This is a genomic window from Oceaniglobus indicus (assembly GCF_002751875.1).
In the GTDB taxonomy this organism is placed as follows: Bacteria; Pseudomonadota; Alphaproteobacteria; order Rhodobacterales; family Rhodobacteraceae; genus Oceaniglobus; species Oceaniglobus indicus.
This window is the reverse complement of the sequence record NZ_NMZM01000001.1, coordinates 95,441-109,950: the sequence shown is the minus strand read 5'-3', so window position 1 is coordinate 109,950 and position 14,510 is coordinate 95,441. Positions and strand designations below refer to the sequence as shown.

Genomic DNA, 14,510 nt, shown 5'->3' with positions numbered 1-14,510 from the left:
ATGTTCGAGAAAATTCTGATCGCCAACCGGGGCGAGATCGCCCTGCGCGTGATTCGGGCCTGCCGCGAGATGGGCATCGGATCGGTCGCCGTCCACTCGACCGCCGATGCCGACGCCATGCATGTGCGCATGGCCGACGAATCGGTCTGCATCGGCCCGCCGTCCAGCGCGCATAGCTATCTTTCGGTGCCCGCCATCATTTCGGCGTGCGAGATCACGGGCGCGCAGGCGATTCACCCCGGATACGGTTTCCTGTCGGAAAACGCGAATTTCGTCCAGATCGTCGAAGATCACCAGCTGACGTTCATCGGCCCATCGGCCGAACACATCCGCATCATGGGCGACAAGATCACCGCCAAGGAAACCATGCGCAACCTCGGCGTGCCCTGTGTGCCCGGCTCGGACGGCGGTGTTCCCACGTTGGAAGAGGCGCACAAGGTCGCCAAGGCCATCGGGTTCCCGGTGATCGTCAAGGCCACCGCCGGCGGTGGCGGTCGTGGCATGAAGCTGGCCAAGACCGAAAAGGATCTGGAAAGCGCGTTCAAGACGGCGCGATCGGAATCCAAGGCCGCGTTCGGCAACGACGAAGTCTATCTGGAAAAATACCTCGCCACGCCGCGCCACATCGAAATTCAGGTGTTCGGCGACGGCAAGGGCCGCGCCGTGCATTTGGGCGAGCGCGACTGTTCGCTGCAACGCCGCCATCAGAAGGTTCTGGAAGAAGCGCCCGGCCCCGCCATCAGCGCCGAACAGCGCGCGCGCATCGGCAAGACCTGCGCCGACGCCGTCGCCGCCATCGGCTATTCCGGTGCGGGCACCATCGAGTTTCTGTATGAAAACGATGAGTTCTATTTCATCGAGATGAACACGCGCCTTCAGGTTGAACACCCGGTCACAGAAGCGGTGTTCGGCGTCGATCTGGTGCGCGAACAGATCCGTGTCGCCGCCGGCCTGCCGATGGAACTCAGCCAGGACAATCTGAAATTGACCGGTCACGCCATCGAGGTGCGGATCAATGCCGAAAAACTGCCCAGCTTTTCGCCGTCACCGGGACGGATCACGCAATACCATGCGCCCGGCGGTCTGGGGGTCCGGGTCGATTCGGCGTTGTATGACGGATACCGGATTCCGCCCTATTACGACTCTCTGATCGGCAAGCTGATCGTCCATGGCCGCGACCGGCCCGAGGCGATCGCGCGCCTGTCGCGCGCCCTGGGCGAGTTGATCGTCGACGGCGTCGACACCACGGTGCCACTGTTCATCGCGTTGCTTCAGGAAGAGGCGGTGAAAACCGGTGGCTACAACATTCACTGGCTCGAACACTGGCTTGAAACCAACATGGGCTGACCCGGTGTCGATGCACGCACCGCCCTTGACGCCGGAGCTGGTCTTGCAGGCCTACGCCAGCGGCGTGTTTCCGATGGCCGACAGCCGCGACAGTGCCGAAATCCACTGGATCGACCCGCTGTTTCGCGGCATTTTCCCGCTGAACGAATTTCACCTGTCCCGCTCGCTGAAGCGGCGGGTGCGGCAGGATCCGTTTCGGATCACCTTTGACCAGGATTTCGCGGGCGTCGTTGCCGGCTGCGCCGCGCGCGATGAAACCTGGATCAACACGGCCATCATGCGGACCTATGGCGCGCTCCACCGGGCGGGCTTTGCCCATTCGATCGAGCTGCGCGAGGGCGCCGAGCTGGTGGGCGGCGTTTACGGTGTCTCGATCGGCGCGGCGTTTTTTGGCGAATCGATGTTCTCGCGGCGGCCCGATGCGTCAAAGGTCGCGCTGGTTTACCTGATCGACCGGTTGCGCCAGGGCCGATATCGATTGTTCGACACCCAGTTCCTTACGCCGCATCTGGAAAGCCTCGGCGCGCGAGAAATCAGCCGCGCGCGGTTTCATCGCCTGTTGCGGGCGGCACTGTCGCAAGGTGCGGATTTCGATGCGGCTGGTCCGACTCCGCCATCGCCCGCTCAGGTCTTGCAGCGGATGACCCAGACGTCATAGCGGGGATGTTCGAGGGCGTTCAAGGCCGGGCTCGAGGCGATCATCCAGCCTTGGAACAGAGGCAGATCGACCCCCGCTTCGCGGATCACGATCCAGGCGAACGCGTCGCCCGCGGGGTTGTTGACCGGATAGCGGCATTCCCCCAACGTGATCTGGACATGCCCCAGCGCCAGCGTTTCGCCCACGGCGATGTCGATCTGGCTGACCACGCCCGACACCTTGTCGAGCCCGCGCAGGATGGCGCCGCGCGCCTGCCCGACCTCGACCCGGCTGGTTTCGGTGGTCTGCGCCGCGACCTGCGCCGCGGCCATCAGCAGGATGGCGGCGGACCAGGCCAGACCACGCCTGACCCCGTCGCGGCACGCAGCAATGGAAACGGCTTTCACTCCGGCGACCAAGCCTCGTAATCCGAGCGGGGCTTGGTGTCCGAACGCCGCAAGGATCCCGCCGGGGCATAGGCCAGATCGGTGCCCGTCATGTTGGGGATATGGGGCTTTTCCCAAGGCTTGCGGGCGACCGGCGTTTCGGTCGGCGGAGAATCCCAAGTGTGATGCAACCAGCCGTGCCATTCGGGGCTGACGCGGCTTGCCTCGGATTCGCCGTTGTAGATTACCCAGCGCCGGGACTTGTCGGCGTTCTGATAGAAGATGTTGCCGGCCGCATCTTCACCCACCTTCGTGCCCTTGCGCCACGTCCAGAGTTGGGTGTTCAGGGTTTGCCCGTTCCACCAGGTGAAAACGCGCAGGACTTTGGAAAGAATGCCCATGGATGCCTCCGGATTGCTTGCCCCTGATATGAACGATGCGGGCGCCATGGTCCAGTGGCTAGTGCACATCACGCGCTGCGGCGCGCGGTCACTTCTATCTCGATCTTCATTTCGGGTTCCTGCAGTGCCGCCACGATCATCGTCGCCGCCGGTCGCGCGTTGGCGAATGCCGCCGAAACCGCGGGCCAGCAGGGCGGCCAGTCGGCCGGATCGGTCAGGATGTAGCGCACGCGCACCACATCATCCATCGACGCGCCGGCATCCTCCAACGCCCGCGCAATGGTGGCCAACGTGTTGTCGCATTGCGCCACCACATCTTCGGGCATCGTCATGGTGGCATAATCATACCCCGTCGTGCCCGCCACGAAGATCCAGCCGTCGACCGCCACGGCGCGCGAAAAGCCGATCCGCTCCTCGAACGGTGATCCGGTGGAAAACTTCTTCCGCATATCGTGGCTCCCTACGCAAAGGGGCCGCCGAATGGCGACCCCTGATGGCATGACGGATGGCCCATCAGCTCAGCCCGCAGTGGCGGGGGCCGATTTCTTCTTGCTGTCCGAGTGGATCATCAGCGGACTTGCATCGGATGTGACCGCTTCCTCGTTCACGACCACTTCTTCGACGCTGTCCATGCCGGGCAGTTCGAACATCGTGTCCAGCAGGATATCCTCCATGATCGACCGCAGACCACGCGCACCGGTCTTGCGGGCGATGGCACGCTTGGCGATGGCCTGAAGCGCGTCCTCGGTGAAGGTCAGCGTCGTGTTCTCAAGCTCGAACAGGCGCTGGTATTGCTTGACCAGCGCGTTCTTCGGCTTGGTCAGGATCGTGACCAACGCTTCCTCATCCAGATCGGTCAGCGTCGCGATCACGGGAAGGCGGCCGACGAATTCGGGGATCAGGCCGAATTTCAACAGATCCTCGGGTTCGAGTTCCGTGAATACCTCGCCGATGCCGCGGCTGTCGTTGTCCTTGACGTCGGCGCCGAAACCGATGCCCTGCCCCTTGCCGCGCGCCGCGATGATCTTGTCCAGACCGGCGAACGCACCGCCACAGATGAACAGGATGTTGGTGGTGTCGACCTGAAGGAATTCCTGCTGCGGGTGCTTGCGCCCCCCCTGCGGCGGCACCGACGCCACGGTGCCTTCCATGATCTTCAGCAACGCCTGCTGCACCCCCTCGCCCGAGACGTCGCGGGTGATGCTGGGATTGTCGGACTTGCGCGTGATCTTGTCGACCTCGTCGATATAGACGATGCCGCGTTGCGCGCGTTCGACGTTGTATTCCGACGCCTGCAACAGCTTGAGGATGATGTTCTCGACATCCTCGCCGACATAGCCCGCTTCGGTCAGGGTGGTCGCATCGGCCATGGTGAACGGCACATCCAGGATCCGTGCCAGCGTCTGCGCCAGCAGGGTCTTGCCACAGCCCGTTGGCCCGATCAGCATGATGTTGGATTTCGCAAGTTCGATGTCGGATTTCCCGGCATTGTTCAGGCGCTTGTAGTGGTTGTGCACCGCCACCGAAAGAACCCGCTTGGCATGCATCTGGCCGATCACGTAATCGTCCAGCACCTCGCAGATGTCGCGCGGGTTTGGCACACCGTCGGACGATTTCAGACCGGCGGTCTTGGTTTCCTCGCGGATGATGTCCATGCACAATTCGACGCATTCATCACAGATGAACACGGTCGGACCTGCAATCAGCTTGCGGACCTCGTGCTGGCTCTTGCCACAGAACGAGCAGTAGAGGGTGTTCTTGCCGTCGCTGGAATTGTTCGCCATCGATTTTCCTCTGGGCCGGGGGTCGTCGTGTTTCCGGTCGGTTCGCTCCGACCTGTCCGCCCTTCGGCACAAGCCTAGGGCAGACGATTTTCAGGCACAACGTCAAAATGCCGGTGTGGCGGGGTCGGTCGTTTGCTCAGGTTTCGGCGTCGGGACGCACCCGGTTCTCGACGATCTCGTCGATGTGACCCCATTCCTTCGCCTCTTCCGGAGACATGAAATTGTCACGCTCAAGCGCTTTTTCAACCGCCTTCAGGGTCTGACCGGTATGCTTGACGTAGATCCGGTTCAGCTGGTCCTTGATCTTCTGGGTTTCGGCGGCGTGGATCATGATATCGGTCGCCTGGCCCTGGTATCCCCCCGACGGCTGGTGAACCATGATCCGCGCGTTGGGCAACGCAAAGCGCATGCCCTTTTCGCCGGCCACAGACAGGACCGACCCCATCGACGCCGCCTGTCCGACGACCAGCGTCGACACCTTCGGCTTGATGTATTGCATGGTGTCATAGATCGACAGGCCCGAGGTCACGACACCCCCGGGGCTGTTGATGTACATGCTGATGTCCTTGGTCGGGTTCTCGGCCTCAAGATGCAGAAGCTGTGCGACGATCAGCTGGCTCATCCCGTCGTGGACGGGGCCGTTGACGAAGATGATGCGTTCCTTGAGCAGGCGCGAAAAGATGTCATAGGCCCGTTCCCCGCGCGAGGTCTGTTCGACCACCATGGGCACGAGGTTATTGGTGAAATAGTTTACCGGATCTTGCATTGTGCCTGCCTGCCTTGGGATGGACGTGGAATAACTTGGATTTGCTTACCGGAGTCTTAGTGTTGCGCTCTCCGGGCTGCAAGGGCGCGAGGGCACGAACGCCGCGACAGTTGATCGCCTTGGCGCGCGGCTTACCTGCACGGGATGAACGATTTCACCCCCACCCGCGCCGCCGGTCTTGACCGGATGGCCCGTTTTCTGCCCCGGGCGGCGGCGCATTATGGCGCGCGGCGCAATTACGACGCCGATCCGCCCGCCACGTCGGCCCTGTCGCCGTGGCTGCGTCACCGTCTTGTGACCGAGCCCGAGCTTCTGGCGCAGGTGTTCGACACCCACGGCCGCGACGCGGCGGATCGGTTCGTGACCGAGGTGATCTGGCGGACCTATTGGAAGGGTTGGCTGGAAATGCGCCCCTCGGTCTGGGCGGATTATCGGCGCAACCTGAACGCCGCGCTGCACCGGGTGCAGACCCAAGACGGTCTGCGCGCCCGGTTCCACGCGGCTTGCCGGGGGCAGACCGGCATCGCATGCTTCGATCACTGGGCGCATCAGCTGGCCACCACCGGATGGCTGCACAACCACGCGCGGATGTGGTTCGCGTCGATCTGGATCTTCACCCTGCGTCTGCCTTGGGAGCTGGGCGCCGACCTGTTCCTGCGTCAACTGCTGGACGGCGATCCGGCATCCAACACCCTGGGGTGGCGATGGGTCGCGGGGATACAGTCGCGCGGCAAGCATTATGTCGCCACCGCCGACAACATCCGTCGCTTTACCGAAGGCCGGTTCGACCCGCGCGGCGACCTGGTCGAGGATCCCGCACCGCTTGATGCGCCGGAACCGCCGGCGCCAGGGCCCCTGCCCGTTTCGGCGCCCATCGAGACGGGCACGCGGATCGGGCTGCTGATCACCACCGACGATCTGGGACCGATGCCGTCGATGCCCGGCGATCCGGTCGCGGTTTTCATGCTGGATTGCACCGCCGCGCGATCGCCGTTGCAGGTGTCGGCACCGGTCGCGGCGTTCGGCGCGGGTGCCGCGCAGGACGCGGCCATGCGCGCGCCCCAAGGTGTGCCCCTGAGCCACGGACAAGACCCCGGCGATATCACACGCTGGATCGACGCGAACCGGCTGGATCTTGTCGTGCACCATCACGCGCCGGTCGGCCCGGCCGCAGATACGCTTGCGGCCGTCAGGCCGGTGCGGCGCGTCGGATTTGCGCCGCAGGTGCGCGCCTATGACGCGGCATTGTGGCCCCATGCACGGCGCGGATTCTTCCGCTTTCGCAAGGACATCCCCGACCTTGCGCCACTTGTCCGCCCCGCACGATGAGCGGGGGCGGACAGCGCGCTGATCCCTCTCAGACGGTCAGCGTCGCGCGCACGGCCTTGCCCCATGCGGCATATTTTTCGGCGCGGGTTTCTTCGTCCATCTGCGGCTCGAACTTCCGTTCCAGCGCCCAGCTTTCGGCAAAGCCCGCACAGTCGGGATAGACCCCGGCACGCATCCCGGCCAGCCACGCCGCTCCCAACGCCGTCGTTTCCAGAACCTCGGGGCGGTCCACCGCCGCGCCGATGATGTCGGACAGGAACTGCATGGCATAGTTGCTGGCGCTCATCCCGCCGTCGACCCGCAGGGTGGCATCGCCCGGCGCATCCCAGTCGTCGTGCATCGCCTCGAGCAGATCGCGCGTCTGATATCCGACGGATTCCAGCGCCGCCTTGGCAAATTCGGCCGGGCCGGAATTGCGCGTCAGACCATAGACCGCACCGCGACATTCGGCGTTCCAATAGGGCGCACCAAGACCCGTAAACGCCGGCACCAGGATCACGCCCTGCGACGGATCGGCGCTTTCGGCCAGGGGATGGGTTTCCTTCGCGTCGCGGATGATCTTCAGCCCGTCGCGCAGCCATTGCACCACCGCCCCGGCGATGAAGATCGACCCCTCCAGCGCATAGGTCGGCTTGCCGTCCAGCTGATAGGCGATGGTCGTCAGCAGCCGGTTTTGCGACCGCACGGCGGTATCGCCGGTGTTCAGCAGGGCGAAACAGCCGGTGCCATAGGTCGATTTCAGCATCCCGGGTTCGAAACAGGCCTGCCCGACCGTCGCCGCCTGCTGATCGCCGGCGACGCCGAGGATCGGGATTTCATGCCCGAACAGATCGGCGCGGGTCATGCCGAAATCGGCGGCGCAATCCTTGACCTCGGGCAGCATCTCCATCGGGATGTCCAGAAGCTTGGCGATCGACGTCGACCAGCGTCCCTTGTGGATGTCGTACAGCATCGTGCGACAGGCGTTGGTGGCGTCGGTCACATGGGATTTTCCGCCGGTCAGCTTCCAGATCAGGAAGGTGTCGACGGTGCCGAACAACAGCTTGCCCTGCCGTGCCTTTTCGCGCGCGCCATCGACCTCGTCCAGAATCCACTTCAGCTTGGTGGCCGAGAAATACGGGTCCAGCAACAATCCCGTCCGCGTCGTCACCATGTCCTCGTGACCATCGGCCTTCAGCTTCTGACAGATTTCCGAGGTGCGCCGGTCCTGCCAGACGATGGCGTTGTGAATTGGCTTGCCGGTGTCCTTTTCCCAGACCACCACCGTCTCGCGCTGGTTGGTGATACCGATGGCGGCGATGTCGGCGGCGTCCACGCCGGTCTTTTCGATTACCGCGCGACAGGTGGCGGCGGTGGTCGACCACAGGTCGGAACTGTCGTGTTCGACCCAGCCCGACGCGGGGTAATGCTGGGGAAATTCTTCCTGCGCGCTGCCCACGATCTTCATGTTTTCGTCGAACAGGATCGCCCTGCTGGACGTCGTGCCCTGATCAATGGCAAGTATGTGCGGCATGACGCCTGTCTCCTCCCGGTTTCATCGTTTATTGCCGACGTTTTACGCGTGCTTTTCGCCCGGCGCCACATCCGACATCCAGGCGTCCAGCGCCGCGATCTCCTCCGCGCTCATCCGCAGGCCCAGTTTCGATCGCCGCCAGACCACGTCGTCGGCGGTGCGTGCGTATTCGCGCGTCATCAGCCAGCGCACTTCGGCCTCGCGCAGCGTGCCGCCGAAAGATTGACCCAGATCGTCGGCGGTCCGGGCATCGCCCAAGACCGTCCTAGCCTCGGTGCCATAGGCGCGGATCAGACGCCCGGCCCAATAGTCGTCGAGGAACGGAAACATCGACTTCAGATCGGCCGTCAGGTCATCCACGCCATTCACCGGGAAATCGCCACCGGGCAAGGGCACCCCCGCGGTCCAGTCGCCGCTGGCGCGCGGAAAGAACGGATGCAGCTTGGCAAAACTCTGTTCGGCCAGCTTGCGATAGGTCGTGATCTTGCCGCCGAACACGTTCAGCAGCGGTGGTTCCGACCCCTTGCCGCCATCGGTGTTCGGGCCTGCGTCTAGGCTCAGCACGTAATCGCGGGTCGCGGCCGTGGCCGATTTCGCGCCGTCGTCATAGAGCGGGCGAACGCCGGAATAGGTCCAGACGATATCATCGCGGGTGACCGGCGTGCGGAAATAGCCCGAGGCGAAGGCGCAAAGGTAATCGGCCTCTTCATCGGTGCATCTGGCGGGACGCGACGGATCGTGGCCGTGATCCTTGTCGGTGGTGCCGATCAGCGTGAAGTCAGTCTCATAGGGGATCGCGAAGATGATCCGCCCGTCTTCGCCCTGGAAGAAATACGCCTTGCCGTGATCGAACAGCTTGGGCACCACGATATGGCTGCCGCGCACCAGACGCACGCCTTCGGCGGAATTGATCCCGGCGGTGTGGCGGATCACGTTTTCAACCCAAGGGCCGCCGGCATTGACCAGCGCGCGGGCGCGCACCTCTTGGACGGTGCCGTTTGTCGTATCCTCAAGTGTGACGACCCACTGGCCTTCGTCGCGCCGCGCCTCGGTCACCTTGGTCTGCACCATGATCCGCGCGCCCCGCGCCTCGGCGTCGCGGGCGTTCAGCACGACCAGGCGTGAATCCTCGACCCAGCAGTCGGAATATTCATAGGCTTTCTTGAACTTCGGCAGGATCGGCTTGCCTTCGGGGGCCGTTGTCAGATCCAGCGTTTTCGTTCCGGGCAGGTATTTTCGCCCGCCGAGGTTGTCATAGAGGAACAGCCCGAACCGGATCAGCCAGGCGGGCCGCCGACCCTTCATCCACGGCATCACAGTGTTGAGCAGCTTGCTGGTCGGCGTTTCGCCCTCGAACCGCATGTCGGGGCTGTAGGGCAGCACGAACCGCATGGGCCACGAGATGTGCGGCATCGCCGACAGCAGGGTTTCGCGTTCGATCAGGGCCTTGCGCACCAGCCCGACCTCGAAGAATTCGAGATACCGCAGCCCGCCGTGAAACAGCTTGGTCGAAGCTGACGAGGTGGCCGAGGCCAGGTCGTTCATCTCGGCCAGGGCGACGGACAGGCCGCGCCCCTGCGCGTCGCGCGCAATGCCGGTGCCGTTGATGCCGCCGCCGATCACGAAAATGTCGAACGGATGTGCCTGCGTGCCCTGCGTCTGGGTCGTTTCTGTCATTGTGCCGCCTTGTCATGACCGGCGCCGCACCGGGCGCCTTGTGTCGTTCGGGGTGGGCCGCACGCGCGGCCGCGATGTCGGCTGCAATGGTAAGGGGCACGGACGGATGTTCAACCCCGCCCACCCCGCGACCGGTTCGCCGCACGTCTTAACAATGCCACAGAGCGGGCCTAGGGTGCGCCACGGCATCGGACGGATCAGCAATGCAGAACGACCAACGGCGCACCTTCGGCGACAGGGTGCGCGCAAAACTGGACAGGGTGTGGCACGCGGCACGATTGCGCGCGGGCCTTTCGCATGTTTCGGGGCCAAGGCGGCCGACCCTGCGGGCCGACGACGTGGTGGTGGTGGCGCTGGTGCGCGACGGTGCGTATTACCTTGATCCGTGGCTGGCCCATTACCGCGCCATCGGCGCGCGGCATTTCGTGTTCATCGACAACGGATCGGGCGACGGCACGCGCGCCTTGCTGGCGCGAAATGACGATTGCACCGTGATGCGCGCCGACCTGCCATGGGGCGCGTTCGAGAACGGGTTGCGCGAAACCGTCGCGCGGCGGTTCGCGACCGGCCACTGGGTCCTGTTCGCCGACATGGACGAGCTGTTCGATCTGCCGCCGGGGTTCGACCACCTGTCGGCGCTGGCGCATTCCCTGCGCGCCGAAGGCCAAAGCGCGCTGATCGCCCAGATGCTCGAGATGTTTCCGGCGGCCCCCCTCGGCACCACGAAGGATCTGCCCTTCGACGCGGTGCTGACGGCGTTCGACCGCTATGACATCTCGACCGTCAAACGCTTCGCCTATCACGATCCGGCCATCGGCTTTGCCTGGTATCTGGCGCACAACACCCTGGCCAACCCCGACATTCCGGTGATGTTCGGCGGCGTGCGCGCCCGTGTCTTTGGCGAAGACTGCTGCCTGACCAAGCATCCGCTGGTGTTTCTGGATCACCGCGCGCGCCCCGGCGTGCATCCCCACGCGGCGGCCCATGTGGCCTGCGCGCCGTTCACCGCGCTGATCCGGCATTACAAGTTCGCGGGCGACCCCTTTGGGCGCGACCGTGCACTGGCGGCGCGCGGTGTCATTTTCCACGGCGAGGATCGCAAGCGGCTGGCCGTCGCCGAGGCGGGCGATGTGACGCTGGACGGCCCCGAGGCGCAGACCTTCACGGGACAGGCCGATCTCTACCGTCAGGGGTTTTTGCAGGGTCCGGCACATCTGCCGGACGCACCAGCGCAATGACCCGCATCGCCGCCGTCGTGATCGGACGCAACGAGGGCGCGCGCCTAGCCGCCTGTCTCGACTCGCTGACCGGGCGGGTTCAGCGGATCGTCTATGTCGATTCCGGCTCGCACGACGGCAGCGCGGATCTGGCCCGCGCCAAGGGGGCCGAGGTGGTCGCGCTGGAAATGGCGCAGCCATTCACAGCGGCACGGGCACGCAACGCCGGCCTCACGCGGCTGTCGGCCGACGACACCCCGCTGGTGCAGCTGATCGACGGCGATTGCACCCTGCGCGACGGCTGGCTGGCGGTTGCGACGGCTCATCTGGACGCCCATCCTCAGGTCGGCGTGGTGTGCGGTCGCCGCCGCGAACGCCATCCCGACGCGTCGGTCTATAACCGCCTGTGCGACGCCGAATGGGACACGCCGGTGGGCGACGCGACGGCCTGCGGTGGTGACGCATTGATGCGTCTGGCACCGGTGCAGGCCGTGGGTGGGTTCCGTGCCGACCTGATCGCGGGGGAAGAACCCGAGCTTTGCCTGCGCCTGCGCCGCGCGGGCTGGACGATCCGGCGGCTTGACGCGGAAATGACATGGCATGATGCGGCAATCACCGGCATCGCACAATGGTGGCGGCGCAGCCGGCGCGCCGGCCATGCGTTCGCGGAAGGCGCCGCGCTGCACGGCGCGGGCCCGGAACGCCATTGGGTGCACGAAACGCGCCGGGCGGTGTTCTGGGGCGCGATCCTGCCCCTGGTCACCATGATCGGCGCGCTGATCCATCCCGGCGCGCTGGTCCTGCTGCTGGCCTATCCGGCGCAGATCGCCCGCCTTGCCGCGCGCGGCGGCTTTTCACGCACCGCCTGGCAGGACGCGTGGTTTTCGGTGCTGGGCAAGTTTGCCGAGGCACAGGGGATCGCCGGATACCACATCGCGCGGCGACGGGGCGGGCGCGGCCTGATCGAATACAAGTGACCTAGCGCAAACGCCGACGCAGCGCCTGAACGAACAGCCCCGGCAGGATCGCGAGGCACGCGGCATAGCGCGGGATCATGCGCCGCGGGTTCTGGGCGATACGCCAGACCCATTCCATCGCCAGGGTGCGCACGATTTGCGGCGCGCGGGTCTGATGGCCCGACAGGAAATCCAGCCCCGCCCCGATCGAGGCGAAGCCGACATCGGGCGCCTCGCGGCGGGCGCGTGCGGCAAGGCGCTCCTGCTTGGGGGCGCCAAGCGCCAGAAAGCACAGCCCGACGCCTTCGTCGCGCAACCGCGCCAGAATCGCCCCCGCCTCGGCCCCGTCCGGGTCGAACACGTCCGATGGCGCGATCCGGATCGGGATCGACGCGGTCGGCGCGCCCTGCCGAAGCGCGCGCGCCGCCTGCTCCAGCGACGCCTGCGTGCTGCCCACCAGGGCCACCGTCACGCCGACCTCGGCCGCAAGGCGCGTCAGCGGCACGACAAGGTCAGAGCCGGCGACCAGAGACACCGGCCGGCCCGCAACCCGCGACAACCAGACGATGGGCCGCCCATCGGCCACCACGAAATCCTGTGCGCCGTAAGCGTCGAGAAACGACGCATCGCGCCGCAGCTTGACGATGTGGTCCAGGTTGATGGTGGCCAGTGCGAATCCGGTGCCGGCGGACAGGCGCGCGCGCAGAAGGGTCATCAGCGTCTCACGGTCAGGCACCGTGACGCCGATCGTGCGACGACCAAAGACGAACTCCACGCGTGATCTCCCGGCCGGGTGGCGCTGCTGCCGCGAAACGGCCCCGGCGCGCCCGGTCATAGCATCAGGGCACACCTGTCCGTTTCGCGCGGACAGTTGTCATTCTTCAACATGTCAAAGCGTTGACAGCGCGCAAACCAATATCATGCGACACGCCCGGCCGCCGGTGATAGTGTTGCACGAACACCACCCATTGCCCCGGTCAGAAACGGATCCCGATGCCCAACGCCCTCGCCTATCTGATGCTGGCGCTCTGGCCGTTCGTGGTGCTGGCGTTGTTTCGGCGCCTGCCCCTGGAACGCGCGCTGATCTGGAGCCTGCTGGCCGGCTACCTGATCCTGCCGCCGCTGGCCGAATTCAACCTGCCGCTGGTACCGGCCATGGACAAGACGTCGATACCCACGCTGTCGGCCGCGCTGGTGCTGGCGGTCGTGTTGCGCAAGCGCTTTGCATTGTGGCCACGGTCATGGATCGGACGGGGGCTGATCCTTGCGTATTTCGGCGGAGTCATCCCGACCGTGCTGACCAATTCCGATCCGCTGTTGTTCGAGGTGCTGGCCGACGCCGATCCGATCCGCTTTGTCACCGGCGCCGTGCCGGGGCTGACCCTGCGCGACACGTTGTCGGTCCTGATCGCACAGCTGATCGCGATCCTGCCGTTCCTGTTGGGACGTGCGTTTCTGGCGAACGAGGCCGGAATGCGCGAGATGCTGATCGCGCTGGCGCTGGGCGGTCTTGCCTATTCCATCCCGTCGCTGATCGAGATCCGGCTGTCGCCGCAGCTCAACATCTGGATCTACGGCTTTTTCCAGCACGAATTCGCGCAGACCATGCGCGGTGGCGGGTTCCGCCCCATCGTGTTCCTGCCCCACTCGCTGTGGCTGGCGTTGTTCGTGCTGATGGCGGTGATGGCCGCCGGCACGCTGTGGCGCCATGGCCCCACCGACACCCGCCGCCGGTACATGTTCGCGACCGCCTGGCTGGCGGTGCTGCTGGTCCTGTGCAAGAGCCTGGCATCCTTTGTCTATGGTGTCGTGCTGATCCCGGTGATCCTTCTGGCCTCGCCCCGCATGCAGATCCGCATCGCGCTGATCTTTGCCCTGGTCGCCGTCGTCTATCCGATCCTGCGCAACGCGCAGCTGGTGCCGCTGGATTGGCTGCTCGAGCGGGCGGCGGCGGTTTCGGCCGACCGCGCCCAATCCCTGGGCTTCCGCTTCGGCAACGAGGAGGAGCTGTTGGCGCGGGCCGCCGAAAAGCCGTGGTTCGGCTGGGGCGGCTGGGGGCGCAACCTGTTGCACGATGCCGAAACCGGCCAGCTGACATCGGTGCCCGACGGGCGTTGGATCATCGTGTTCGGCACCTTCGGCTGGCTGGGCTATATCGCCGAGTTCGGCCTGCTGGCCCTGCCTGTCGCGATGATCGCGTGGCGGATGCGACGCGCCGGCACGCCCGACTCGGTGTCGCCGCTTGCGCTGGCGCTGCTGCTCATGCTGACGATCACCATGGTCGACATGCTGCTGAACGCCACCCTTGTCCCGATAACCTGGCTGTGCGCCGGGGCGGTTCTGGGCTATGCTGAAAACCTGGCGGCAGCCGATCGCGCCCATGCCCTGTTCGGCGGCCAGACGGCCATGACCGCAAGCCGGCGCGCGGGTGAGCGACGCACGGTTCTTTAGGGCGCGACCGCCTGGCACTTGCCCGCGCCCCAGGGGGGTGGCACTC

At 65.3% G+C, this 14,510-nt stretch carries 14 protein-coding genes; 6 read left to right on the top strand and 8 right to left on the bottom strand.

Annotated features, from left to right (window positions below; translation table 11 throughout):
• A complete protein-coding gene (gene accC / locus CFP68_RS00480; protein ID WP_099823335.1) occupies positions 1 to 1,347 on the top strand; it encodes an acetyl-CoA carboxylase biotin carboxylase subunit in 1,347 nt (448 codons plus the stop codon).
• A 10-nt stretch (positions 1,348 to 1,357) separates the two neighbouring features.
• Entirely contained in the window at positions 1,358 to 2,005 is a 648-nt protein-coding gene (aat, locus tag CFP68_RS00475; protein WP_099823333.1) for a leucyl/phenylalanyl-tRNA--protein transferase, read from the top strand.
• Here the strand turns inward: aat and CFP68_RS00470 are convergent.
• The 5 genes from CFP68_RS00470 to CFP68_RS00450 all read right to left on the bottom strand — a co-directional run bounded on the left by CFP68_RS00470 (position 1,972) and on the right by CFP68_RS00450 (position 5,321).
• Entirely contained in the window at positions 1,972 to 2,391 is a 420-nt protein-coding gene (locus CFP68_RS00470) for a DUF2155 domain-containing protein (RefSeq protein ID WP_241523897.1), read from the bottom strand. The genes aat and CFP68_RS00470 overlap by 34 nt on opposite strands.
• A complete protein-coding gene (locus tag CFP68_RS00465; RefSeq protein ID WP_099823331.1) occupies positions 2,388 to 2,771 on the bottom strand; it encodes an NADH:ubiquinone oxidoreductase subunit NDUFA12 in 384 nt (127 codons plus the stop codon). The genes CFP68_RS00470 and CFP68_RS00465 overlap by 4 nt, the downstream gene beginning before the upstream one ends.
• Positions 2,772 to 2,839: 68 nt before the next feature.
• On the bottom strand, positions 2,840 to 3,220 hold the full coding sequence (locus tag CFP68_RS00460; RefSeq protein ID WP_099823329.1) for a RidA family protein: 381 nt from the start codon (positions 3,218 to 3,220) through the stop codon (positions 2,840 to 2,842).
• A gap of 69 nt (positions 3,221 to 3,289) precedes the next feature.
• Positions 3,290 to 4,555 carry an ATP-dependent Clp protease ATP-binding subunit ClpX gene (gene clpX, locus CFP68_RS00455; RefSeq protein ID WP_099823327.1) on the bottom strand — a complete coding sequence of 422 codons (1,266 nt, stop codon included), beginning with the start codon at positions 4,553 to 4,555 and terminating at the stop codon, positions 3,290 to 3,292.
• A gap of 136 nt (positions 4,556 to 4,691) precedes the next feature.
• Positions 4,692 to 5,321 carry an ATP-dependent Clp protease proteolytic subunit gene (locus CFP68_RS00450; RefSeq protein WP_099823325.1) on the bottom strand — a complete coding sequence of 210 codons (630 nt, stop codon included), beginning with the start codon at positions 5,319 to 5,321 and terminating at the stop codon, positions 4,692 to 4,694.
• 144 nt (positions 5,322 to 5,465) lie between these two features.
• Between CFP68_RS00450 and CFP68_RS00445 the strand changes: the two genes are divergently transcribed.
• Positions 5,466 to 6,650: an FAD-binding domain-containing protein gene (locus CFP68_RS00445; RefSeq protein WP_099823323.1), complete on the top strand. Its 1,185-nt coding sequence runs from the start codon at positions 5,466 to 5,468 to the stop codon at positions 6,648 to 6,650.
• 28 nt (positions 6,651 to 6,678) lie between these two features.
• On the opposite strand, the gene glpK is transcribed toward CFP68_RS00445, so the two are convergent.
• A complete protein-coding gene (gene glpK, locus CFP68_RS00440) occupies positions 6,679 to 8,163 on the bottom strand; it encodes a glycerol kinase GlpK (protein ID WP_099823321.1) in 1,485 nt (494 codons plus the stop codon).
• Positions 8,164 to 8,205: 42 nt separating this feature from the next.
• Positions 8,206 to 9,840, bottom strand: a complete 1,635-nt coding sequence (glpD, locus tag CFP68_RS00435) for a glycerol-3-phosphate dehydrogenase (RefSeq protein ID WP_099823319.1) — start codon at positions 9,838 to 9,840, stop codon at positions 8,206 to 8,208.
• A 203-nt stretch (positions 9,841 to 10,043) separates the two neighbouring features.
• Between glpD and CFP68_RS00430 the strand changes: the two genes are divergently transcribed.
• Positions 10,044 to 11,078, top strand: a complete 1,035-nt coding sequence (locus CFP68_RS00430; protein ID WP_099823317.1) for a glycosyltransferase family 2 protein — start codon at positions 10,044 to 10,046, stop codon at positions 11,076 to 11,078.
• Positions 11,075 to 12,034, top strand: a complete 960-nt coding sequence (locus CFP68_RS00425; RefSeq protein ID WP_099823314.1) for a glycosyltransferase family 2 protein — start codon at positions 11,075 to 11,077, stop codon at positions 12,032 to 12,034. Before CFP68_RS00430 ends, CFP68_RS00425 begins: the two co-directional genes overlap by 4 nt.
• Position 12,035: 1 nt before the next feature.
• Here the strand turns inward: CFP68_RS00425 and CFP68_RS00420 are convergent, their stop codons facing one another.
• On the bottom strand, positions 12,036 to 12,788 hold the full coding sequence (locus CFP68_RS00420; RefSeq protein ID WP_420915805.1) for a WecB/TagA/CpsF family glycosyltransferase: 753 nt from the start codon (positions 12,786 to 12,788) through the stop codon (positions 12,036 to 12,038).
• A gap of 218 nt (positions 12,789 to 13,006) precedes the next feature.
• Here CFP68_RS00420 and CFP68_RS00415 point away from each other — a divergent pair, with 218 nt between their 5' ends.
• Complete coding sequence (locus tag CFP68_RS00415) at positions 13,007 to 14,464, top strand: hypothetical protein (protein WP_099823312.1); 1,458 nt, start codon at positions 13,007 to 13,009, stop codon at positions 14,462 to 14,464.
• The last annotated feature ends 46 nt before the right edge of the window (positions 14,465 to 14,510 follow it).

Excerpts from the sequence above, each read along its gene's own strand:
- CFP68_RS00460 (WP_099823329.1), bottom strand. The coding sequence starts at position 3,220 with ATGCGGAAGAAGTTTTCCACCGGATCACCGTTCGAGGAGCGGATCGGC.
- CFP68_RS00425 (WP_099823314.1), top strand. The coding sequence starts at position 11,075 with ATGACCCGCATCGCCGCCGTCGTGATCGGACGCAACGAGGGCGCGCGC.
- CFP68_RS00445 (WP_099823323.1), top strand. The coding sequence starts at position 5,466 with ATGAACGATTTCACCCCCACCCGCGCCGCCGGTCTTGACCGGATGGCC.
- CFP68_RS00465 (WP_099823331.1), bottom strand. The coding sequence starts at position 2,771 with ATGGGCATTCTTTCCAAAGTCCTGCGCGTTTTCACCTGGTGGAACGGG.
- CFP68_RS00450 (WP_099823325.1), bottom strand. The coding sequence starts at position 5,321 with ATGCAAGATCCGGTAAACTATTTCACCAATAACCTCGTGCCCATGGTG.
- clpX (WP_099823327.1), bottom strand. The coding sequence starts at position 4,555 with ATGGCGAACAATTCCAGCGACGGCAAGAACACCCTCTACTGCTCGTTC.
- accC (WP_099823335.1), top strand. The coding sequence starts at position 1 with ATGTTCGAGAAAATTCTGATCGCCAACCGGGGCGAGATCGCCCTGCGC.
- aat (WP_099823333.1), top strand. The coding sequence starts at position 1,358 with ATGCACGCACCGCCCTTGACGCCGGAGCTGGTCTTGCAGGCCTACGCC.
- glpK (WP_099823321.1), bottom strand. The coding sequence starts at position 8,163 with ATGCCGCACATACTTGCCATTGATCAGGGCACGACGTCCAGCAGGGCG.
- CFP68_RS00415 (WP_099823312.1), top strand. The coding sequence starts at position 13,007 with ATGCCCAACGCCCTCGCCTATCTGATGCTGGCGCTCTGGCCGTTCGTG.
- glpD (WP_099823319.1), bottom strand. The coding sequence starts at position 9,840 with ATGACAGAAACGACCCAGACGCAGGGCACGCAGGCACATCCGTTCGAC.
- CFP68_RS00430 (WP_099823317.1), top strand. The coding sequence starts at position 10,044 with ATGCAGAACGACCAACGGCGCACCTTCGGCGACAGGGTGCGCGCAAAA.